Here is a 22295-nt window from a genome sequence, read left to right on the forward strand (position 1 = left end):
CCCTGAATCGGGCTCGCGGACAGTGCCTGGTGGGTAGTTTGACTGGGGCGGTCTCCTCCCAAAGAGTAACGGAGGAGCACGAAGGTTGGCTAATCCTGGTCGGACATCAGGAGGTTAGTGCAATGGCATAAGCCAGCTTAACTGCGAGACGGACAGGTCGAGCAGGTACGAAAGTAGGTCATAGTGATCCGGTGGTTCTGAATGGAAGGGCCATCGCTCAACGGATAAAAGGTACTCCGGGGATAACAGGCTGATACCGCCCAAGAGTTCATATCGACGGCGGTGTTTGGCACCTCGATGTCGGCTCATCACATCCTGGGGCTGAAGTCGGTCCCAAGGGTATGGCTGTTCGCCATTTAAAGTGGTACGCGAGCTGGGTTCAGAACGTCGTGAGACAGTTCGGTCCCTATCTGCCGTGGGCGTTGGATGATTGAAGGGAGTTGCTCCTAGTACGAGAGGACCGGAGTGAACGAACCTCTGGTGTTCGGGTTGTCACGCCAGTGGCACTGCCCGGTAGCTAAGTTCGGAATCGATAACCGCTGAAAGCATCTAAGCGGGAAGCGAGCCCTGAGATGAGTCATCCCTGACCCCTTGAGGGTCCTAAAGGGCCGTTGGAGACCACAACGTTGATAGGTGGGGTGTGTAAGCGCGGCGACGTGTTGAGCTAACCCATACTAATTACCCGTGAGGCTTAACCATACAACACCCAAGAAGTGTTCTGAGACTTGTAACAGACCCCAAGAACTACTAACTAATTCAGTGATAATGACAAGGCAAACTAGCCGAGTTGTTATTCACGTCAGCTTTCCAGATGAAGTTTTTTGCCTGGCGGCCATAGCGCCGTGGAACCACCTGATCCCATGCCGAACTCAGAAGTGAAACGCGGTAGCGCCGATGGTAGTGTGGCATTCGCCATGCGAGAGTAGGACACTGCCAGGCACCCAATTAAACGATGATGTGCAAAATCACATCATTGGCCGAGAGGATGACACCTCATTGAAACGGCAGACAATTTAGCAAAAAGCTAACCAGACAGCGGAGCGGTAGTTCAGTCGGTTAGAATACCGGCCTGTCACGCCGGGGGTCGCGGGTTCGAGTCCCGTCCGCTCCGCCACTAATTTGAAAGGCCTTCCCTCTCGGGAAGGCCTTTTTACTATGTGCATTCAGCATCCCAAGAAGCCCAATCTGTCGACTGGGCTTCTCTCGTTGTGCCTTAACACGGCGAAAAATGGACTCCCCTAGTAGTAGATGCAGAGCCAGACGGTCGTCTCGGTAGGGTGGGTCCACTCCACCCTGTGCTGAAGGTGCGCCGGAATGTTGATGTAATCGCCAGGCCCAAGGTGGACGCGCTCCTGGACCCCGGTATCCGGTGTGATGAAGACCAGGATGGCTTCGCCTTGCATCAGCGCTACCCACTCGTGTTCGTCCTGATCGAACCATTCCCCCGTGGGGGTTTGTTGTCCCTGGGAGAGGATGCGCCCGATGCGAAAGTGATTGGTGCTGACCAGGTCGGTAAACACCTCATTGGGCAGGGGGGAGGGGATCTGGCCAAGCAGGTTGCCTGTGTGCATGGGCTTGTCTCCGGCTGATGGGGGCTAGCTAAGAGTGTAGAAGCTGATGAGGTGCTTCCCATGTGGAAGTTGAGGCCTCCAATGAGGCTTTAAATGGAAAAGTTCGGGAAAATGGTGCCTGATCCGCTGCAATCTAGCCAAATTCTTGCTATTTTGCGCGCCATCACGCAAACGATTTCCTTCACACATTCAGGATGAGTTATGGCAACGCAAGAAATGACGGCCCGCACCGGCAATAGTGGGTTTCTGGACTCCTATTTCTCCATCACCCAGCGTGGCAGCACTGTCCGCCAGGAGTTGCTGGCCGGTTTGACCACCTTCCTGGCCATGGTCTACAGCATCATAGTGGTGCCGAATATGCTGGGTGCCGCTGGTTTTGAGCAGGGCCCCGTCTTCGTGGCAACCTGCCTGATCGCCGCCTTCGGCTCCCTGTTGATGGGTCTGTGGGCCAAGCTGCCGATGGCCATCGGTTGCGCCATCTCCCTCACCGCCTTTACCGCGTTCAGTCTGGTACTGGGTCAGGGACTGAGCATACCGGTCGCGCTGGGCGCCATCTTCCTGATGGGTGTGCTGTTTACCCTGATCAGCGTCACCGGCGTGCGCCAGTGGATCCTGGATAACCTCCCCTCCGGCATCGCCCACGGCACCGGCATCGGTATAGGTCTGTTCCTGCTGCTGATCGCCACCAACGGCGTTGGCATGGTGATCAAGAACGAAGGAGCCGGTCTGCCGGTTCAGCTGGGGGAAGTGACCTCCTTCCCTGTCATCATGACGGTGCTGGGTCTGGCTGCCATCTTCGGTCTCGAGCGTCGCAAGGTGCCGGGCGGTATCCTGATGGTGATCATCGCCATCTCCATCCTCGGCCTCATCTTCGACCCGAAAGTGACCTGGCAGGGCTTCTTCGCCATGCCGAGCCTGACTGGTGAGAAAGGTTCGCTGGTAGGCAGCATGGATCTGCTGGGCGCCCTCAATCCGGTGGTGATTCCCACCGTACTGGCACTGGTGATGACCGCCGTGTTTGACGCCACCGGCACCATCCGTGCCGTGGCCGGTCAGGCGGGCCTCATCAACGAACGTGGCCACATCATCAGCGGCGGCAAGGCCCTGACTGCCGACTCCGTCAGCAGCATGGTCGCTGGCGTGGTGGGTGGTGCTCCGGCGGCCGTCTACATCGAGTCTGCCGCAGGTACCGCCGCCGGTGGCAAGACCGGCCTGACCGCTGCGCTGGTCGGCGTGCTGTTCCTGCTGATGATCTTCCTCTCCCCGCTGAGCTATCTGGTACCGGCCTACGCCACCGCACCGGCCCTGATGTACGTCGGTCTTCTGATGCTGGGCAACGTCACCAAGCTGGACTTCAGAGATTCGGTCGATGCCCTCGCCGGCATGCTGTGCGCCGTCTTCATCGTACTGACCTGCAACATAGTCACCGGTATCATGCTGGGCTTCGTGGCACTGGTCGTTGGCCGCATCTTCGCTGCCGAGTGGAAGAAGCTGAACGTCGGCACCGTCATCATCGCCCTGGCGCTGGTGATCTTCTATGCCGGTGGCTGGGCCATCTAACCCATCCGGTTATTCCGGTTGTTGCGAAGGGCCCCTCGGGGCCCTTTTTCATGGCTGTGAGGCCGCTAACAGTTTCCCGCCCGTTTGCCCCGCGCCGTTTCAGATTGAAACGCCAACCTCCCTTCAGCTGTTTCAAATCCGAACCAAACCGACCGTCATTTTTATCCCTTTTTCTGTCGTTAGACTGGCTTCATCAACCATTTGCCCACCCGTGCGGTGGCAAGCCAAGGAGTGAGCCATGAAGAAGCTGATCAATGCCGTCGATGCCGTGGTCCGTGAACAACTGATGGGGATGGCGGCCGCCCACCCCGAGCTCAAGGTACGTATCGAACCCCACTACATCACCCGCGCCGACTCCCCCGTGATGGGCAAGGTGGCGCTGGTCTCCGGCGGTGGCAGCGGCCACGAGCCGATGCACGGCGGTCTGGTGGGCAAGGGGATGCTGGATGGCGCCTGCCCCGGCGAGATTTTTACCTCTCCGACCCCGGATCAGATGTACGAGTGCGGTCAGGCGGTCGACGGCGGCGCGGGCGTGCTGTTTCTGGTGAAGAACTACACCGGCGACGTGCTCAACTTCGAGACCGCGGTCGAACTGCTGCACGGCGACGGGGTCAAGGTCGGCTTCTCGCTGATCGATGACGACGTGGCAGTCAAAGACAGCCTCTATACCGCCGGTCGCCGTGGTGTCGCCACGACCGTGCTGTGCGAAAAACTGGTGGGTGCCGCAGCCGAGGCGGGCTACGATCTGGCACGCTGCGAGGCACTGGCTCGCCGCATCAACAACCAGAGCCGCACCATAGGCGTTGCCATGCACGCCTGTACCGTGCCTGCCGCTGGCAAACCCTCCTTCACCCTGGCGGACAACGAGATGGAATTCGGCGTGGGCATTCACGGCGAGCCGGGCATCGAGCGCCGCCCCTTCACCGACCTCAATACCCTGGTGGACGACATGTTCAGCGAGCTGGCTGACAACACCCCCTATGGCCGCACCCTGCGCCACTGGGACAGAGCCTCCGGCAGCTGGCAGGAAGAGCACACCTTTATCGAGCCGCTGAATGCGGGCGATCGAGTTATCGCCCTGGTCAACAGCCTCGGCGGAACCCCCATCTCCGAGCTCTATGGCGTCTATGGTCGTCTCGCCACCCTGTGCGAAGAGGCAGGCATCCATCTGGTGCGCAACCTGATTGGCCCCTACTGCACCTCCCTCGACATGACCGGCATCTCCATCACCTTACTCAAGGTGGATGACGAGCTGATGACCCTGTGGGATGCCCCCGTCCACACCCCTGCCCTGCGTCGCGGCTGCTAAGGAGAACCCATGTTAAGCAAGCATCACATCGTCAACTGGCTGCTCGACTGCGAACACATCTTCACCGAGCAGCGTGACTACCTCACCGCGCTGGATACCGACATCGGCGACGGCGACCACGGCCTCAACATGCAACGCGGCTTTGCCAAGGTGGCCGAGAAGCTGCCTGTGGTGGCGGACAAGGATATCGGTCAGGTGCTAAAAACCACCGGCATGACATTGCTCTCCTCGGTCGGTGGCGCCAGCGGCCCGCTCTACGGCACCTTCTTTATCCGGGCGGCGGCCAGCACCGATGCCTGCCAGAGCCTGAGCCTCGGCCAGCTCGGCAAGATGCTGAGTGATGGGGTGGAGGGGATCGTCTCTCGTGGCCGTGCCGAGCCGGGTGACAAGACCATGTGCGATGCCTGGTGGCCGGCGCTGGCCGCCCTGCAGCAGGCGGAGCAACAAGGCTTGCCGCTGCCCGAGGCGCTGGACAAGGCGGTGGCCGCCGCCGCCGCCGGTACCGAGGCCACCATACAGATGCAGGCCCGCAAGGGGCGCGCCAGCTATCTTGGCGAGCGCAGCATCGGCCATCAGGATGCCGGGGCCACCTCGACCCTGCTGCTGCTGACCGCCCTGCGTGACAGAGCGAGGTTGTGACATGATCGGAATCGTAGTGGTCTCTCACAGCGCCATGCTGGCGGCCGGATTGAAAGCGCTGGCCGACCAGCTGGGCAGCTCGGCCAGATTGCTGCTGGCGGCCGGGGTCGATGATCCTGACCACCCCATCGGCACCGATGCCATCGCCGTGATGAGTGCGATAGAAGAAGCGGACGACGGCAGCGGTGTACTGGTACTGATGGACTTAGGCAGCGCTCTGCTCAGCGCCGAAACCGCCCTTGAACTGCTGCCCCCCGAGTTAAGCGCTCGGGTGCGGCTCTGCCCCGCCCCGCTGGTCGAGGGCACCCTGGCCGCCGTGGTGGCTGCAGGTTCAGGTATGAGCCTCGATGAAGTGGCCGCAGAGGCGCTCGGCGCGCTGGGCCCGAAACAGGCGATGCTGCCTGCCAGCCCGGCGCAATCCGCCACTGAGACGGCCCCCGTTGCCGACGACGGCTGGCTGCGCTGCGAGGTAGTGGTGGATAACCCCCACGGCCTGCACGTGCGCCCCGCTGCCCGCTTGGTGGCCGCCCTCAAGCCCTTTGCCGCCGAACTCTGGCTGCAAAAAGAGGATAAAGAGGCCAACCCCCGCAGCCTGACCCGGGTGACCATGCTCAACGTGCGTCAGGGAGACCGGCTCACCCTGCTGGCGCGCGGGGAAGATGCCGAGGCCGCCTTGGCCTGCTTCCAGCAGCTGGCAGCGGAGCGCTTCGGCGACTGAGGTTCACATCATACGGACAAGGCCCCGCCGGTGCGGGGCCTTGTCTTTTTAATGCTTGGGGCTTCTTGCGCGCCAGCGCCTCACCCATCACAGCTATCCGTGGTAGTCCGCAGGATCGATCTCGAGCAGTTTAAGCCGCCGCCACAGGGTGGTGCGACTGATGCCAAGTTGCCGTGCCATCTGACTCACCTGCCCCTTGCAGGCGTGGGCGCAGCGCAAGATGGCCTGGCGCTCCAGCTCGGCCAGCGTGAGCAGCGGTTGCCCCACCACCTCGTCCGCCACCCGCTGATAGCCGTGCCGAATGGCGGCGGGCAGCGCCTCCGGCGGGATCGGCCCCTGACCGGCGTGAAGCAGCGCATGCTCGACCGCGCTGCGCAGCTCTCCCAGATTGCCGGGCCAGGGATAGGCGAGCAGACAGTCGAGGGCCGCCGGGCTGAACTGGCGCACCGGCTCGCGCCCCTGCGCCGCCAACTGCTGGCTGATAAGACCGGGCAGATCCGCCGTGCGCTCCCGCAGCCCCGGCAACCAGAGCTCGCACGCCTGCAAGGCATAGAGCAGCTGGCGGCCAAACAGCCCCTCCTGCACCAGCAGCTCAAGCGGGGCGCTGCTGGTGGCGATGATCCGCACCTTGAGCGGCAGGATGCGGGCCGAATCGAAGCGCTGGATGCGACCGGTCTTGAGCAGTTGCAGCAACGCAGCCTGCATGGGGGCAGAGAGGCACTCCACCTGTTCAAGCACCAGGGTGCCACCGTGGGCCAGCTCGAATTTGCCGGCCCGCTCCTGTCCCGCCTCGTCGGAGCCCATTAGTTCCAGTGCCATCCTCTCGTTCGGCAGCGCCTTGCAGTTGAGGGTAATGAGCGGCCCGGCGGCCCGTTCGCTGCCAAAGTGGATGGCCTCCGCCAGTTGGGCCTTGCCCACCTCCTCCTCGCCGCGCAGCAGGATGGGGCCCGTGCTCTGGGCCGCCTGTCTGGCATGGCGCAGCAGCTTGCGCATGGCGCTCGACTCCCCCACCAGGGCCGAGAGCTCGGGCACCGTCTGTCGCAGCTGGTGAATGGCCCGCAGCCGATCGACCGGGTGCAGCAGGGCGATAAAGCTGACCCCCTCCGGCCCCGGCAGCGGCTTGAGGCTTATCAGCGCATTGATAAACTCCCCCTCCTGAGCACCGAGTCGCTCCAGCGTCACCTCCACATGACTGAGCGGCGTCTGCCCCTTGATAGCCAGCTGCAACCGCTGGGGCAGCAGCAGGTGCTGCTCCAGGGGCTGGCCGAGACAGAGCGCCGGATCGAGCCGCAGCCGGCTGGCCGCCAGCGCGTTGAGGTAGCGCAACCGGCCCTGGGGATCCCAGGCCAGCACGCCGTCATCCATGCCGTCGAGCAGGGCGTAGAGCTCGCTCAGATGGTGCTGGGACTCCTGCATCAGGGTCTCCATCTGCAGTAGATGGGCCAGCTCGCGCCCGGCGCTGACGGCGAGCGCCAGATCCCCGACCGTTGCCTCCTCCACCCGGCAGACCAGGGCCATGATGGCGACCTGACGGCCGTTGCTGTTGTAGACCGGGCTGGCGCAGCTGTGCCAGGGGTGCAGGGTCTGGTTGAAGTGCTGGGGGCCGCTGACGCAGAGCGGCACGCCCTCCAGCGCCGCCAGATTGATGGCATTGGTGCCGATGCGCCCCTCGCTGAAAAAGGCGCCGGGGCCAAAGCCCAGCGCTTCGAGTTCTGCCAGTGTCTCGCGATGGCCGGTGCGGGCCAGCAGGCAGCCGCTCTCGTCGGTGAGCAGCAGGGCGCAGGGGCGCCCCTCCATAAATTCGTAGAGATCCTCGAGGGCCATCTCGCCGGTGGTGAGCAGATCCCGCTTGCGCTGACGCAGGCTCTGCAAGGTCTGTCCCTTGGCGCGGTGAGGCGGATGCCAGAGGGTGGCGCTGGTCTGGTGGGCGCAGCGCAGCCAGGAGGCCTGCAGATAGTCAGGCCAGGGCTGGGAGGGTGGCATGGAGAAGATCCGGCAAGGAAACGAACCCCCATTTAACCACCCTTGCTGGCCAGATTCAGTGACCTGTCTCAGAGGGCTGTGATGCCATTGGCCCCCGCTCAGATCCCCGTCATGCCGATCTCGTCGAGCTGGACATGGGCACCCTGGCGCAGGGTGTAGAGCACGGCCTCGGCCAGATCCTCCACCTGCAGCCAGCCGGGCTTGCGATCCCCGGGGCAGGCCGGGGGCGGCACCTGGACCAGACCGGGGCAGAGGGTATGAACCCGGATGCCCTGATGCTGCACCTCTTCCCGCAGCGCTTTGGCGAACCCCAGCACGGCAAACTTGGCGGCGCAATAGACGCTGGCCCTGGCGTAGCCGTGCCTGGCGGCCTGGGAGGCGATGTTGATGATGGTGCCGTGACGGTGGGCCAGCATGTCCGGCAGGCAGGCCTGGGTCAGCAGAAAGGTCCCCTTGGCGCAGGTGTCCATGACCCTGTCCCACTCCGACTCCGGCAAGTCCTGCACCAGGTAGTCGCTGCCGACCCCGCTGTTGTTGACCAGCAGGTCGATGGGGCCGAGCTGCTCCCGGGCCTCGGCGTGGCAGGCGCGCACCTGATCGCTGTCGCAGAGATCCAGCGCGAGCGGCAGTACCCTCACCCCGTATCTGCCCTGAAGCCGCGCCGCCTCCTGTTCCAGCAGCCCCAGGCGGCGCGAGACCAGAATCAGCTCCACCCCCTGGCTGGCCAGGGCCTCGGCGATGGCCAGCCCGATACCACTGGCGCCACCGCTGATCAGGGCGCGTGTTGCTCTCAGTTCTTTCATCTTGTCTCCTCCTTCAATAGAGCAACCATTGTGTCGGCAGGGGCTAGGGAAGCCTAGGGGAGGGAGGGGGTGGATTCGAACCCAGGTTCGTGTTTTGACGCGCTGATTCGAACTTTGGTTCTATGTTGGCGCAACCGGGCCCAAGCTGTGCGAAAAAAGACGCCGCCCAGTGGGCGGCGTCTTGCTTCTCTTGCGGGTGGGTCACTCCACCGGGGGGGATGCGGGCGCTTCTGCGGCGGGCGTCTGCTCCCCCTCTTTTATCCAGGCATCCAGCAGGGTGTAACCCACCGCCAGCACCACGGGGCCGATAAAGAGCCCGATAATCCCCAGCGCCAGCAGGCCGCCGATGACGCCCACCAGGATCAGGATCAGCGGCAGGTCGGCGCCGCGCTTGATGAGGAAGGGGCGCAGGAAGTTGTCCATGGTGCCCGCCAGCAGGGACCAGACCAGCAGGAAGGTGCCCCAGGTGGTATCACCGCTCCAGTAGAGGTAGCCCACGCTGGCTAGCAACACGGGGAAGGGGCCTATCTGGGCGACGATCAGCAGGAACATCAGCACCACCAGGATCATGACGTAGGGAATGCCGGCAATCAGCAGGCCGATTCCGGCCACCGAGGATTGCACCAGGGCTGTCACCACCACCCCCATGGCGACGGCGCGGATGGCCTGGGAGGCGAGCACCACGGCGTTGTCGCCGCGCTGGCCCGCCAGTCGGTGGGCGAAGCGGCGAATGCCGTCGGCGGCTTTTTCCCCGGAGTGGTAGAGCAGGCCGCAGATGGCCACCGTCAGCAGGAAGTGGACGAACAGCAGGCCGAGGTTGCCCGCCTGGGCCGCCAGCCAGCGGGCGGTCTGGCCGAAGTAGGGGGCCAGCTTGGCGAACAGCACCTGACCGCCGCTCGCGAGGATCTGCTGCCAGAACTCGAACAGCTTGTCGCCGACCAGAGGCACCTGTTGCAGCCAGAGCAGCTCGGGGGGCGGCGAGTGGCTCAGTTCGGTGCCGAGATCGATCAGCATGGGGGCCTTCTCCGCCACGTTTGCCAGGGCCATGAACAGCGGAATGACGAACATCAGCAGTAGGATGCAGCTCATCAGCAGCGCCGCCAGGGTGCGTTTGCCCCACAGCAGGCGCTGGGCCATCTGCATCAGCGGCCAGGTGGCGATGGTGATCATGGTGGCCCACACCAGAGCGGGCAGGAAGGGGCGCAGCACCATGAAGCACGAGATGATGAGCAGGCTGAGAAACAGCAAGCCCAGGGTGATCTTGGCCAAATCCACTTTTTTCATATGCATTGCGTTCCCTTTAGCGAGGGGGAGAGCTCCGTGGTCCGGAGCCCGTATTGATAAAAGACAGCAACCACCAGAGCGCGGCACTCAGCCAGAATCCCAGGCAGCCATAGAGTAACCCTTTTCCCACCAGGATCAGCACTGAGCTGTCGGTGAGCATCGGGAGCGCCAACAGCAGTCCCCCAATGAGCAGACCGCCCGCCAGGGCCAGCACGGCGGCGTGGAGGGCGGGAGCTGGGTGTCGTTCGAGTTGTAGCAGATTACCCGATACCAGTCCCAGGGTGAACATGGCGAGCCCCGCCAGGGCGGTGGATTGGGTCAGCCAGCCCGCCAGGGCGCAGGCCAGCAGCATGAGAGCCCAGGGAGCTTGGCGCTGCGCCAACGTCGCCAGAGGGGCGCGCAGCGCCAGCAGCAGGGCGCCGAGACCCAGGCCGGCCGCCACATCCGAGAGGAAGTGCACGCCGAGCCAGATGCGGGCCAGCCCGGCCAGGGCTGCCAGCAGCAAGGCCAGCGCCATGCCCTGCCAGGCTCTGAGGGAGGTCAGGGCGCCGAGCAGCAGGCCCCAGAACAGCAGGGTCGAGGCGGCGTGGCCGCTCGGCATGCCAAAGCCCTGGGCGCTCCTTTGCCCCAGCATGGGGTCGAGGTGGAAGGGTCTGGGCCAGGCGATCCCCTCCTTGAGCAGCTGCACCAGCAGGGTGAGCAGCACCATGGCAAACAGCAGGTTGCGCAGCCTTGGCCAGCCCAGCAGGGGGAGCAAGAAGGGGATCAGGGCTAGCTGGAAGGCCGCGGATCCCAGCAGATTGCCGACCTCAAGCCAGCGCGCGTCTGGCCCCAGCCACTGCTGCAGGCGCTGGATAAGCGGCAGCTCTGCCCTGTGCAGGGCGCCGCCTTCGAGACTGAAGTCCGGCACCCACTGCACCTCGCTCTCGGGCACCTCGGCCAGCCGGGGGGCGAGCCAGTCGAGCTGCGTCGGGAAGCGGCGCTGATCATGGGGCAGGCTGGCGACGTCGATCAGCCTGGCGTTGAGGATCTCGCCGCCGAGGTTCGGGGCCTCAAGCAGGGAGACAAAACCCGAGCCGCGCTGGGCCCGGATGGGGGTCAGCGTCTGGCAGGCGAATACAGTGGCGCGCTGCCAGCGCCCCAGCTCCCCGGTGATCCGGCCATGGAGCCCCGTCTCCTCAAACAGCTCCCGCAGGGCCGCCTGGGCGGACGTCTCGCCCCCGTCTATGTAGCCGCCACTCAGGCTGTAGCGATCGGAGATCCTGTCTTGCACCAGCAACAGCGTCTGCTGGTGGCGGATCACGCAGGCGGCCGCAGAGGGGGGGGATTCGGCGGCAAACAGGGAAGATGACAGGGTGCCGAGCAGCAGAAGCAGGAAAAGAGCGGGTCTGAGCATGATGGCGCTAATAAGGGAATAGATGGGGACAAGGGTCACAGAAATCAGATACTTGGGCAATGACCTCCGGTGGATGGCCGGCGCCGGCAGGGCAAGCGTCGATCCAATCTGGGGTGCAAGGATTGCCGTTGGCCCGGGCAGTCCCTAGTATTGGCGGCTATTGTTCTTCTCATTCAACACATCTTGGGGCCTTTCATGCGACAGTTCGGTTTCTTCCTGGGGATTGCCATCGGCGTCATCCTGATACTGTTTGGCAGCATCGTCATCTTCCAGGCCTTGCCTGCCGCACTGGACGTGCTGGAGATGCCGAGCCGTATCCCCTTCGTGCGCGAGGTCTACACCTGGCTGATGAGCAGCGCCAATGGCCTCACCGCCCAGCTGGAGCAGAACTTCCTGGAAGCCTTCCAGACAGTGCTCAAGCTGATCCTGCTCATCACCTTCATGTGGGTCTGCGTCAAGCTGGTCAACATGGGGGTGCTGATCATCCGGGCTGGCGTCGATCTTATCCGCACGGCCATCGAACACAGCGAAGACAAGGTGGCAAAGCCAACCGAGCAGGATCGCCACTTTTAAGGCTCCCCTGCCCATTCGCAGATAAACAACAGGCCATCCTCGGATGGCCTGTTTGCATGGTGAGCGGGTTCGCCATCTTAGTTGAGCAGCTTCTCCAGCTCGGCCTCGGCATCCGCCCTGGCCTGATCGCTCTGCTTGATCGCCTTGTCTGCTCCCGCGTCGGCCTGTTTGTGCACAGTGCTGACCGCATTGCTGACGACCTTGTCCGCCTGCGGCTGCACCGTGGCGGAGGCGTCGCTGACGGTCTTGTTCGCTTGCTGCTGTACCGTGGTGGTGGCACTGCTGGCGGCCTGTTTGGCTGAGTCGCTGACGGCTTTGCTCGCTTGCTGCTGCGCCGTGGTGGCGCTGCTGGCGGCCTGTTTGGCTGAGTCGCTGACGGCCTTGCTCGCTTGCTGCTGTACCGTGGTGGTGGCACTGCTGGCGGCCTGTTTGGCTGAGTCGCTGACGGCTTTGCTCGCCTGCGGCTGCACCGTGGTGGCGCTGCTGGCAGCCTGTGTGGCTGAGTCGCTCACGGCCCGTTTGGCAGAATCCGTAACGGCCTGGTTGGCCTGCTGCAGGGTGCCGGTGACGCTCTTGTTCACCTGCTGGGTCGCTGCGCTGGTGGCGCTGCTGGCAGCCTGTGTGGCTGAGTCGCTCACGGCCCGCTTGGCAGAATCCGTCACGGCCTGGTTGGCCTGCTGCAGGGTGCCGGTGACGCTCTTGTTCACCTGCTGGGTCGCTGCGCTGGTGGCGCCGTTGACCGCCTGGCTGGCGGAGCTGGAGATCGCCTGGGTCGCGCTCTGCTGCAGGCTGCCCACCATGTTGCCCAGCAGGGAAGTGCCGGACCCCGTCATCGCCTGCCCGACGCCGCTGAGCGCGGTGGCGGTGGGGTTGCCGGCCTGCCACTCCTGCATGGTGCTCGGCCAGGTTGGGGTCGCCGTCGTCAGGTTCTCGCCAAACACCTGAGTCGCGCCGTCTCCCTTTTGCAACATGACGGAGAGCTGGTTGGTATCGGCGTTCCACACCATGCCGGCCTGTTTGGCTACATCCGGTACCGGGGCGTAGCGGGAGACCACGTAAAACAGCGGCCCCTCCTGCTGCAACTCGTTGGCCGTCTTGAGCAACTGCATGGTGCTGTCGTAGTTGGGTCCCAGCATGGCGGTCATCCTGTCCTTGATCAACGGCTGCTCGAACAGGTTGGCTTCGTTCGGATCGAATCCGACCAGGGGTTTGAGCAGGGCCCACATCAGCTGGCTGGTGGGGCTCATCATCAGCAAGGGGGCCACACAGGCGGACAACATCAGGCTCAGGCAGGCGGCCTGGAGCAACGGCATGATACGCATCGACAACATATCCAAGTAATTATTTGATTAATGAGGTTATATGCTGTCTTTTCCCGACAGCATGACCCGAACTGGCCCGGTTTCTCACCCATGGGATCGGCGGGCGCTGGCAGGCTATCATATTGCTTCCGGAATGCCAGATGAGCCGACATTTATTGGTCAAGTTGGCGACACCTGTGGTCGCTTTAGGGGATCACTCTCTCGTTGTCACAGGTGTCACCCATGATCCGAACCGTGTTTTGTCTGTTTGCCCTCGGCGGCCAGCTCCCCGTGCTGGCGGCCCCGGCATCGAACCCCCTCATCCATTCGGTGGGCACAGATCTGGTGCTGCCCCTGGGCTCATTGCCCGAGCGGGTCTGCTGGTATCAGGATCAGAAATATTCCCTCGGATCTCGCATCCAACAGGGGGATCTCTGGCTGGAGTGCGGCCCGCAAAACGACCAGGAGAGCAACGGGCCCCTGGCCTGGCGCGAACCCGCCATGTATGGGCCGGTCGACGAGGGGGCGACCGGCAGGGAGACGATCAGGGTGGGTCAGTGAGCCTTTTCTTGATCCAGCTACAGACACGGGCGTGACCCCTGTCGCATAATGCAGCTCCTTTCTTCTTTTGGCTGGAACCTAAGAAATGGCTCGTCGCTCTTCCAATGCACAACGTCGTCGCAGTAGCTGGTGGTACAAACGCTTGTTGGCAAGGGAGCGGGAAGAGCGCGAAGCGCGTTCCGTCCGGGATTGATACTGCATTGAAAAACGGAGCTTCGGGCTCCGTTTTTATTCATCACCGTGGGTGGATAATGGTTCCGCTCTGCCAATGCACAACGTCGTTGCCGTAGTGAGCTGGTGGTACAAACGCTTGTTGGCAAGGGAGCGGGAAGAGCGCGAAGGCGCTGCGTCCGGGATGGATACGGCATTGAAAAAACGGAGCCTCGAGCTCCGTTTTTATTCATCACCGTGGGTGGATAATGGTGCCGCTCTGCCAATGCACAACGTCGTTGCCGTAGTGAGCTGGTGGTACAAACGCTTGTTGGCAAGGGAGCGGGAAGCGCGCGAAGGCGCTGCGTCCGGGATGGATACGGCATTGAAAAACCGAGCTTCGGGCTCCGTTTTCTATTTATCACCGTCAACATCACGACAACGGGGGCCATCGGGCCCCCGTTTTGCTTTTGCAGATATTGCCTGCTTGCGGCTTAGCGCTGCAAGGCGGCCAGTGCCAGTTCGACCCGTTTGGCGTACTCGGGGTCGGCCTGCTCGAAGTGCTTGAGCTGGGCCGCGATTATGGCGTCATCCTCCACGTTGATCAGGGATCGCGCCAGGTTGGCGGCGAGCCGTGAACGCTGCCCCTCGTCCATCAGGCGGAAGAGATCCCCCGGCTGGCTGTAGTAGTCGCTGTCATGGTCACGGAAGTCGTAGTGCAGGGCGGCCCCTTCCAGACTCAGCGCCGGTCCGTGCTGCTCGCTCGGTTGCTGGGTACCGAAGCGGTTCGGCTGGTAGTTGGGGCTGGCGCCGCCATTGCTGTCGCTGCGCATGGCGCCATCACGATGGGCACCGTGGTGGAACGGGCAGCGCGGAGCGTTGACCGGCAGCAGGCCGTGGTTGACCCCGAGGCGATAGCGCTGGGTGTCGCCGTAGGAGAAGAGCCGCCCTTGCAGCATGCGATCCGGCGAGAAGCCGATGCCGGGCACTACGTTGGCCGGGGTGAAGGCGGCCTGCTCCACGTGGGCGAAGTAGTTGTCCGGGTTCTGGTTGAGCTCCAGCACCCCCACCGGGATCAGCGGGTAGTCGCCGTGCGGCCACACCTTGGTGAGGTCGAACGGGTGGATCTTGTAGGTCTGGGCGTCGGCCTCCGGCATCACCTGCACATAGACCTTCCAGCGCGGGAAGTCGCCCCGCTCGATGGCGTTGAACAGATCCGCCTGACTGGTCTCCCGATCCTGCCCGACGGCGGTGGCGGCCTCTTCATCGGTGTAGAAGCTGTGGCCCTGCTCGGTCTTGAAGTGGAACTTGACCCAGAAGCGCTCGTTGGCGTCGTTGATGAAGCTGAAGGTGTGGCTGCCGTAGCCGTTCATCTCCCGCAGGCTCCTGGGGATGCCGCGATCGCTGAACAGTATGGTGACCTGATGCAGGGACTCGGGATGGCGGGACCAGAAATCCCAGGCGGCGGTGGCGCTGCGCAGGTTGGTGCGCGGATCCCGCTTCTGGGTGTGGATGAAGTCGGGGAATTTCAGCGGGTCGCGAATGAAGAACACCGGGGTGTTGTTGCCCACCAGATCCCAGTTGCCCTGCTCGGTGTAGAACTTGAGGGCGAAGCCGCGCACGTCGCGCTCGGCGTCGGCGGCCCCCTTCTCACCGGCCACGGTGGAGAAGCGCAGGAAGACCGGGGTCTGCTTGCCGACGGCGCTGAACAGGTCGGCCTTGCTGAATTGGCTGATGTCGTGGGTGACGGTGAAGGTGCCGTAGGCGCCCGAGCCCTTGGCGTGAACCACCCGCTCGGGAATGCGCTCGCGGTCGAAGTGGGCGAGTTTCTCCATCAACCAGATGTCTTGCATCAAGACGGGGCCGCGGGGGCCGGCGGTGAGGCTGTTGTTGTTGTCGACGACGGGGGCGCCGTTGGCGCTGTGCAGGGTCTTGTCAGTCATGGGGCATCTCCTTGTGATGAGTCGCCAGACTAGGGGAAGGGCGCGCCCGGCTCCAATGGAGTGTGCCTAACCCTTTGATTGGTTTCGCTGATGGGGGGTGGAAACGAACGCCAGCCTTGCGGCAAGATGGGACTCAGCCAATCAGGAGGTCTCATGTCCATCACCATTCGCCGCGCCGGGCCGGAAGATGCCGCCCCCCTGCGCGATCTCTACGCCATGCCCAAAGCGCAGGCCGGCACCCTGCAACTCCCCTTCGCCTCGCTGCACCACTGGCAGCAGCGACTCGAGCCGCGGGACGGGGTCACTGTGCTGTTGGCCGAATCCGATGGTCTGGTGGTGGGTAACCTGACCCTGTGGCAGGAGCCCAACCCGCGTCGACGCCACGTGGCGAGCCTCGGCATGGCGGTGCGTGATGACTGGGTCGGGCGCGGCGTGGGCACGGCCTTGATGGCGGCCGCACTGGATCTGGCGGACAACTGGCTCGGGCTGACTCGCCTCGAGCTCACCGTCTGGAGTGACAACGAGGCGGCGCAGGCGCTCTACCGCAAGTTCGGGTTCGTGCAGGAAGGCGTCGCCCGGGATTACGGCCTGCGCCACGGCGTGCTGGTGGACACCCTCTATATGGCCAGGGTGCGCTCATGATCGACTATCGCGAGCGCCTGACTCCCGTGCTGCGGGCGCTCGAACAGGAGCCGGATCTCTCCATCGAGGAGCTGGCGAGCCGCGCCTGCCTCTCCCTCTATCATTTCCATCGGGTGTTCACCGCCGTGGTGGGGGAGGCGCCAGGGGAGATGTACCGGCGGCTGCGGATGCAGCGGGCGGCCTGGCAGCTCTGCTACACCGACGCCAGCGTCACCGCCATCGCGCTGGGGGCTGGCCTGGCCAGCTCCCAGGCCTTTGCCAAGGCGTTTCGTCGTCACTATGGCTGCACCCCGGGAGCGTTTCGCCGTGACAAGAGCAAGAATGGACACCTGATGAGCAAGGATGGACACGCATTTGCGCAGCCGGATCCTTATGCTGAGGGTCACTCATCAGCAAGGAGCAACACCATGAAAACCATCGAGATGGACGCCCGTACTCTGGCCTATGTCCGGGTCACCGGCCCCTATGGCGAAGGGTATGACGCCGTCTGCAACCACCTGCACCAGTGGGCCGCTACCCGCGGGCTCGAGCAGGGGGAGTGGATCTTCATCTACCACGACAACCCCGAGGTGACGCCACCGACCCAGTGCCGTACCGACATCGGCATCACAGTGCCGGTGGGGACCCAGGGGGCGGGGGAGGTGGAGACCCAGCTCATCCCAGCCGGGCGTTACGCCCAGTCCCGCTACCTCATCACGGATCGCAACCAGTACGGGCCGCGCTGGCAGGAGCACATAGGCGACATCGTTTCCGCCGGGCTGGCGTTCGGCGACGGCCCCTGTTTCGAGCTCTATCACAGCATGAGCAATGATCCCCTGCAGGATGACGTGAGCTTCTGCTCCAGCGTGCGATAAGCGCGTGGCAATGAAACGAGGCGCCCTTGGGCGCCTCGTTGTATTGGGGGGGGATGGCGCCATGCCTACATCAGGGCTGGCTGGACACCTTGTTTCGGCGGGACTTCCACCACCAGCGCAGCCGGATCTGGGAGATGAGCATGCCCGCCAGCATCAGGGCGCAACCAACGATGGCCCTCTCGTCCAGATGCTCTCCCAGCAGCAGTACCCCGCCGATGGCGGCGAACACCGTCTCCAGACTCAGGATGATGGCGGCGTGGGCCGGGTGGGCACCGCGCTGGCCGACCACCTGCAGGGTGTAGCCGATGCCGACCGAGACCAGACCCGCGTAGAGCAGGGCCTGCCAGCCCGCCATGGCGCCGCCGAGGGTCGGAGTTTCGATGACAAAGGCCGTGCCAAGACTGAGCAGGCCGCACACCACGAATTGCACTCCCGCGAGGCGAATGGGGGCGACCCGGTTCGAGTAGTGATCGAGCACCAGCAGGTGAATGGCCCAGAACAGGGCGCCGATCACCTGCAACAGATCGCCGTAGCCTATGGTGAACTCTTCGGTGACGCTGAGGTAGTAGAGGCCGGCCATGGCGATGAGGGCGCCTACCCAGGTGTTGGCCCCGGTCTTGTGGCGCAGTGCCAGGCCGATGACGGGCACCAGTATGATGTAGAGACCCGTGATGAAGCCCGCCTTGGCGGCCGTGGTGTAGAGCAGCCCCACCTGTTGCAGGGAGGCGGCGCTGAACAATACGCCCCCGGCGATCAGGCCGCCGACCAGCAGCAGGCGGCGATCACCGGATGGTGAGCCTGGTTGCGGCCTGGGCTGACGCGATTTGAGCCACCACAGCAGCGGCAGCAGGGAGAGGGCGCCGAGCAGGAAGCGCAGGCCGTTGAAGGTGAAAGGCCCCATGTGATCCATCCCCAGGCGCTGGGCGACGAAGCCCAGTCCCCAGATGGCGGCGGCCATCAATAACATCATGTTTGAACGCATACGGATTCATCCCTGAGAGAGCAGTCAAGGGAGCACTCTGGCCCCTGTCAGTACGATACCCGCCTGCGGGGGGCTTTGTCGCCGGTGATTTGTGATCCGGCGTGGTCCCTGGATGAGGGAGGGGCGCCGGTGCTCAGTCGCTTGCCAGCCTGGCGAGCAGGGGCAGCAGGGCGAGCAGCAGCAGGTTGCCCCGAAGGATCCAGATCACCCAGAACTGCTGCTGGATGGAGACGATGGGGGCGCGCCCCTGACGCAGAGAGCGGCGCCAGTGATGAAACAGCCGGCTGGGGTAGCCGAAGCTGAGGGCCATGGCGAAGAACAGCAGCAGCTTGGTGCGATAGCCGGGATTGGCCAGCAGGGCCGCCGGTTGCAGCGGGTGGGCGAGCACCATGAGCACGCCGGTGATGAAGATGAGCAGCAGCGCCAGCGCCGCCAGGCTGTCCGCCAGCAGCAGCTTGCGCACCTGTTCGATGGACATGCCACGCCGGAACAGAAAGTACTCCGAGGTGATGGCGCCGGTCAGGGTGATCACGGCGCAATAATGGAGCGCGGTCAGCAGTTCCGGGTTCAACATCCGAGCCTGTTCCTTCTCGTTGGCCACATGGCAAGCTTCCTTTTGGACGCCATCGGGCGGGGCTGATATTCTGACACTACACGACCTCAGGGGATAGCAGGAGTCAGGGTTGGATAAGCGAGCAGTCTCCAAAAAAACCTGGTCCCTGGTTGCCCGGATGCGTCTGGGCCTGCTGCTGCTTTTCATTCCGGTACTGGTGCTGGGAGGCATCTACTACCTGCACATGGAGCGCAGCCTGCAACACGAGTTGCAACAGCGCCTGCTCGCCACCAACCACCAGTTGCGTCACGTCTTCATCGAACCCTATCTGCACGAGATGGAGCGCGAGTTCACCCTCATCTACAACCAGGTGAAGGTGGAGGACATCAGCGGCCCCCGGCTGAACCATGCCGAAACCTACCTGAAGGAGTGGCAGCTCTACAAGGGGGTGATGGCAGACCTCATCTATATCTATGTCGGCACCGCCGAACGCCAGATGTTGATCTATCCCGAATGGCAGGCGGATGCCGGCTTCGATCCCCGGGAGCGCCCCTGGTATCAGCTGGCCAGCCAGCATGTGGGCAAGATGGTCTGGACCGAGCCCTATTACGACTACACCAACGGCAATCTGGTCATCGCTCTGGCGCGGGCACTGACCGACAAGGAGGGCAGAGTGCGCGGGGTGTTCGCGGTCGATGCCGTGCTGGCCCCCTTCTCCGCCCAGCTGAACCGGCAATTGAACAGTGGTTACCAGATGATCGTCAATCAGTCCGGCAAGGTGCTGGCCCACCCCGATCCTTCCCAACTGCTCAAGTCCATGACCCACCCGAGCTGGCTCTCCCGCTTCAGTCGGGAGGATGGCATCTTCCTGGATCAGGATTCCCGGCAGTTTGTGGCCTACAGCCACTTGCCTGATCGGAACTGGGTGCTGATCAGCGTGCAGCCGGCGTCGAGCATCCAGGCCGTGGTGGCTCGGGCCTTGCTCAACGTGCTCGGGGTGGTGCTGCTGGCCAGCGTGCTCTACATGGTGTTGGCGCTGGTCTGGTCCCGTTATTTCAGGCGCATGCTGGACGAGATCTCCACCATGATCCGCGCCAGCCGAATGCAGCCTGACGAGGTGCCCCATGGGGGCATGCACGAACTCAGGCATGTCTATGCCGAGCTGGCGGAGGTGAGCAAGGATTACCACGAGGCGCGCCAGCAGGCGAACCTCGACAAGTTGACCGGCCTTTACAACCGTCGCTTTTTTGACGAGCGAGTCAATCGCCTGCTGCTTGAGCACCAGCCGTTCTGTCTGGCCATGATCGATCTGGATGATTTCAAGCGGGTCAACGATACCTATGGTCACCAGACCGGGGACGTAGTGCTCAAGCGGGTGGCCAACTTTGGCGCCAAGCTGCTGGAGGATCACGGCTGGGTCTGCCGCTATGGTGGCGAGGAGCTGGTGGTGCTGCTGGCCAACCCGGATATTCACTTCTGTCAGATGCTGCTGGAGCAGTACAGGATCGGGGTCGCGTCGCTGGACTGGCGCGAGCCCGGCCTCGGGATCACCTTCAGCGGTGGTCTGGTGGCGAGCGCCCCCGGCCTGGATGCCAAGGAATTGCTCGATATCGTCGATGCCGAGGTGTATCGCGCCAAACGGGATGGCAAGAACCGCATCTATCTGGGGGGAATCGCTCCCTCGGCACAGAACGAGGTGCCGCCGGAAGACGATGGGATACTGAGCAAAGAAGAGGCCTGAGGGCCTCTTCTTCATTCAGCAGTTCAAGGGAGTAACTGCCATGCCCACAGGGGCCAGCCCAGCTCAGAGGCGCACTGGCGCAGCGCGGGGGCCGGATTGACCGCGTGGGGATGGGTCACCGCCCGCAGCAGGGGCAGATCGTTGTGGGAGTCGCTGTAACCAAAGCTCCCCTGCCAGAGCTGCTCCCGCCCGGCAAACAGCTGGTTGATACGGGCCACCTTGCCTTCGCGAAAACTCAGGGTGCCGCGGGTCTGACCGGTCAGCATCCCCTCCTCCTCATCGAGCAGGATGGCCACACAGTGATCCATCCCCAGCATCTTCGCCATGGGGGCCACCAGATGCTCGCCAGAGGCGGAGATAAGTACCAGCTCGTCACCCCGTTCCCTATGCCACTCGATACGTGCCAGCCCCTCGGGGTAGAGGCGCTCACGCAGCACCTGCTCGGCAAAGTGGTGGCACTGCTGGCTGAGCCACTGGCGCGACTTGCCCACCAGCGGCTGCAGGGTGAAAGCCATGTACTGGTGCATGTCCATCTTGCCCTGATGGTAGAGGGACATCATCCCCTGCTCTTCGGCCACCATGCCCGCCGGGGCCAGCTCCTGGGCCACCATGTACTCCAGCCAGAGGCTGGCGGAATCCCCCGCGATCAGGGTCTCATCCAGATCAAACAGTGCCAGTGCCATGCGGGCTCCTTGCGGTAACAACGAAAATGAAACGAGGCGTCATGCTACCTCACAGAGTTGATCCCGGGCCACCGCCAGGGTCACGGCACTGCCGGTGGCCAGCAGATCGCGAGCCGAACGGTTGAGGCAATCCACCGTCAACAGCCCCGCCTCGCACTCCACCTGATAGCGGATGACGTTGCCGAGCAGCTGTTGCTGGCGAATGATGCCGGGCAGGCTGGGCTCGCTGCTGGTCGCCCCTGCGGGCAACAGGGTGATGGACTCTGGTCGCAGCGCCAGCTTGCCCTGAAAGCGGGGGCCGAACAGCGACTTGCCCTGCTCGGAGCCGAGCAGGTTGTAGTTACCGATAAAGCCCGCCACAAACTCGCTGGCGGGACGGGTGTAGATCTGCTCTGGCGTGCCGCTCTGGACGATGGATCCCTTGTTCATCAGGAAGATCCGATCCGACAGGGTGAGCGCCTCCTCCTGATCGTGAGTCACGAAGATGGTGGTGAGCTCGAGGCGCTGCTGGATCTCGCGGATCTGCTGGCGCAGGCTGCGACGGATACGGGCATCCAGCGCCGAGAGCGGCTCGTCCAGCAGCAGGATCCGCGGCTGCACCACCAGGGCCCGGGCCAGTGCCACCCGCTGTCGCTGACCGCCGGAGAGCTCCCCCGGATAGCGGCGCTCGAAGCCGGTCAGCTCCACCAGTTCCAGCGCCTCCTGCACGCTGGCGGCCAGCTCCCGTCCCGGCTGGAGCTTCATCTTGAGGCCGAAGGCGACGTTGTCCCACACCGTCATGTTGGGGAACAGCGCATAGCTCTGGAACACCATGCCGATGCCCCGCTTCTGGGGCGCCTGCCAGGTGATCTCCTCACCGGCCACCCGCACCTGACCACCATCCACCGGGGTGAGCCCGGCCAGCGCCCGCAGCAGGGTCGATTTGCCACAGCCGGAGGGGCCGAGCAGGGTCACCAGCTCCCCCTTGCGGATGCCGAATTCGATCCCCTCGAACACCGGAGTATCGCCGTAGGATTTGTGCAACTGATTGACTTCTAAATGAAACATCT

20 protein-coding genes, 1 tRNA gene and 2 rRNA genes (1 of these 23 running past the window's edge) are annotated in these 22295 nt (G+C 63.6%); 12 read left to right on the plus strand and 11 right to left on the minus strand.

The window, feature by feature from the left end; translation table 11 throughout:
- The 3 genes from KI797_RS01190 to KI797_RS01200 form a co-directional block, all read left to right on the plus strand.
- Positions 1-699 (plus strand): 23S ribosomal RNA (locus KI797_RS01190); it begins 2191 nt to the left of the window's first position.
- A 125-nt stretch (positions 700-824) separates the two neighbouring features.
- Positions 825-939 (plus strand): 5S ribosomal RNA (gene rrf, locus KI797_RS01195).
- Positions 940-1037: 98 nt separating this feature from the next.
- Positions 1038-1114 (plus strand) — tRNA-Asp (locus KI797_RS01200).
- A 124-nt stretch (positions 1115-1238) separates the two neighbouring features.
- On the opposite strand, the gene KI797_RS01205 is transcribed toward KI797_RS01200, so the two are convergent.
- Positions 1239-1571: a cupin domain-containing protein gene (locus tag KI797_RS01205; RefSeq protein ID WP_226171081.1), complete on the minus strand. Its 333-nt coding sequence runs from the start codon at positions 1569-1571 to the stop codon at positions 1239-1241.
- A gap of 201 nt (positions 1572-1772) precedes the next feature.
- Here KI797_RS01205 and KI797_RS01210 point away from each other — a divergent pair, with 201 nt between their 5' ends.
- The 4 genes from KI797_RS01210 (at position 1773) to dhaM (ending at position 5797) form a co-directional block, all read left to right on the plus strand.
- Positions 1773-3131 carry an NCS2 family permease gene (locus tag KI797_RS01210; protein ID WP_226171084.1) on the plus strand — a complete coding sequence of 453 codons (1359 nt, stop codon included), beginning with the start codon at positions 1773-1775 and terminating at the stop codon, positions 3129-3131.
- Positions 3132-3369: 238 nt separating this feature from the next.
- Positions 3370-4440 (plus strand): dihydroxyacetone kinase subunit DhaK, encoded by a 1071-nt coding sequence (gene dhaK / locus KI797_RS01215; RefSeq protein WP_226171087.1) that lies wholly within the window; start codon positions 3370-3372, stop codon positions 4438-4440.
- A gap of 9 nt (positions 4441-4449) precedes the next feature.
- A complete protein-coding gene (gene dhaL / locus KI797_RS01220; protein WP_226171090.1) occupies positions 4450-5079 on the plus strand; it encodes a dihydroxyacetone kinase subunit DhaL in 630 nt (209 codons plus the stop codon).
- Between the two features lies 1 nt (position 5080).
- Positions 5081-5797 (plus strand): dihydroxyacetone kinase phosphoryl donor subunit DhaM, encoded by a 717-nt coding sequence (gene dhaM / locus KI797_RS01225; protein WP_226171093.1) that lies wholly within the window; start codon positions 5081-5083, stop codon positions 5795-5797.
- Positions 5798-5890: 93 nt separating this feature from the next.
- On the opposite strand, the gene dhaR is transcribed toward dhaM, so the two are convergent.
- The 4 genes from dhaR to KI797_RS01245 form a co-directional block, all read right to left on the minus strand.
- The gene (gene dhaR, locus KI797_RS01230; protein WP_226171096.1) at positions 5891-7780 is read right to left on the minus strand and encodes a dihydroxyacetone kinase operon transcriptional regulator DhaR; all 1890 of its coding nucleotides are present in this window, start codon (positions 7778-7780) and stop codon (positions 5891-5893) included.
- Between the two features lie 98 nt (positions 7781-7878).
- Positions 7879-8583: an SDR family oxidoreductase gene (locus KI797_RS01235; RefSeq protein ID WP_226171098.1), complete on the minus strand. Its 705-nt coding sequence runs from the start codon at positions 8581-8583 to the stop codon at positions 7879-7881.
- Between the two features lie 201 nt (positions 8584-8784).
- Positions 8785-9873 carry an AI-2E family transporter YdiK gene (gene ydiK / locus KI797_RS01240; protein WP_041206533.1) on the minus strand — a complete coding sequence of 363 codons (1089 nt, stop codon included), beginning with the start codon at positions 9871-9873 and terminating at the stop codon, positions 8785-8787.
- A gap of 10 nt (positions 9874-9883) precedes the next feature.
- Positions 9884-11263 (minus strand): bifunctional NUDIX hydrolase/phosphatase PAP2 family protein, encoded by a 1380-nt coding sequence (locus KI797_RS01245; protein ID WP_226172956.1) that lies wholly within the window; start codon positions 11261-11263, stop codon positions 9884-9886.
- A 195-nt stretch (positions 11264-11458) separates the two neighbouring features.
- Between KI797_RS01245 and KI797_RS01250 the strand changes: the two genes are divergently transcribed.
- The gene (locus KI797_RS01250) at positions 11459-11836 is read left to right on the plus strand and encodes a hypothetical protein (protein ID WP_005330064.1); all 378 of its coding nucleotides are present in this window, start codon (positions 11459-11461) and stop codon (positions 11834-11836) included.
- Between the two features lie 77 nt (positions 11837-11913).
- Here the strand turns inward: KI797_RS01250 and KI797_RS01255 are convergent, their stop codons facing one another.
- Positions 11914-13158, minus strand: coding sequence for a hypothetical protein (locus KI797_RS01255; protein WP_226171101.1), 1245 nt, complete (start codon positions 13156-13158; stop codon positions 11914-11916).
- A 222-nt stretch (positions 13159-13380) separates the two neighbouring features.
- On the opposite strand from KI797_RS01255, the gene KI797_RS01260 reads away from it, so the two are divergent.
- Positions 13381-13698 carry a YnjH family protein gene (locus tag KI797_RS01260; RefSeq protein WP_226171104.1) on the plus strand — a complete coding sequence of 106 codons (318 nt, stop codon included), beginning with the start codon at positions 13381-13383 and terminating at the stop codon, positions 13696-13698.
- Between the two features lie 644 nt (positions 13699-14342).
- On the opposite strand, the gene KI797_RS01265 is transcribed toward KI797_RS01260, so the two are convergent.
- A complete protein-coding gene (locus KI797_RS01265; RefSeq protein WP_226171107.1) occupies positions 14343-15791 on the minus strand; it encodes a catalase in 1449 nt (482 codons plus the stop codon).
- Between the two features lie 153 nt (positions 15792-15944).
- Between KI797_RS01265 and KI797_RS01270 the strand changes: the two genes are divergently transcribed.
- Positions 15945-16433: a GNAT family N-acetyltransferase gene (locus KI797_RS01270; protein WP_161506811.1), complete on the plus strand. Its 489-nt coding sequence runs from the start codon at positions 15945-15947 to the stop codon at positions 16431-16433.
- Entirely contained in the window at positions 16430-17287 is an 858-nt protein-coding gene (locus KI797_RS01275; RefSeq protein WP_226171110.1) for an AraC family transcriptional regulator, read from the plus strand. The genes KI797_RS01270 and KI797_RS01275 overlap by 4 nt, the downstream gene beginning before the upstream one ends.
- A gap of 70 nt (positions 17288-17357) precedes the next feature.
- Here KI797_RS01275 and KI797_RS01280 read toward each other — a convergent pair whose 3' ends face one another.
- Together KI797_RS01280 and KI797_RS01285 are read right to left on the minus strand one after the other, a co-directional pair.
- On the minus strand, positions 17358-18269 hold the full coding sequence (locus KI797_RS01280) for a DMT family transporter (RefSeq protein WP_218410196.1): 912 nt from the start codon (positions 18267-18269) through the stop codon (positions 17358-17360).
- Between the two features lie 133 nt (positions 18270-18402).
- Entirely contained in the window at positions 18403-18843 is a 441-nt protein-coding gene (locus KI797_RS01285) for a DUF2214 family protein (RefSeq protein WP_042648087.1), read from the minus strand.
- Positions 18844-18952: 109 nt separating this feature from the next.
- Between KI797_RS01285 and KI797_RS01290 the strand changes: the two genes are divergently transcribed.
- The gene (locus tag KI797_RS01290) at positions 18953-20563 is read left to right on the plus strand and encodes a sensor domain-containing diguanylate cyclase (protein ID WP_171272802.1); all 1611 of its coding nucleotides are present in this window, start codon (positions 18953-18955) and stop codon (positions 20561-20563) included.
- Between the two features lie 23 nt (positions 20564-20586).
- Here the strand turns inward: KI797_RS01290 and KI797_RS01295 are convergent, their stop codons facing one another.
- A complete protein-coding gene (locus KI797_RS01295; protein WP_226171112.1) occupies positions 20587-21246 on the minus strand; it encodes an HAD family hydrolase in 660 nt (219 codons plus the stop codon).
- Positions 21247-21285: 39 nt separating this feature from the next.
- Positions 21286-22293, minus strand: coding sequence for an ABC transporter ATP-binding protein (locus KI797_RS01300; RefSeq protein WP_226171114.1), 1008 nt, complete (start codon positions 22291-22293; stop codon positions 21286-21288).
- Positions 22294-22295: the final 2 nt, after the last annotated feature.

The organism is Aeromonas media (genome assembly GCF_020423125.1).
In the GTDB taxonomy this organism is placed as follows: domain Bacteria; phylum Pseudomonadota; class Gammaproteobacteria; order Enterobacterales; family Aeromonadaceae; genus Aeromonas; species Aeromonas media.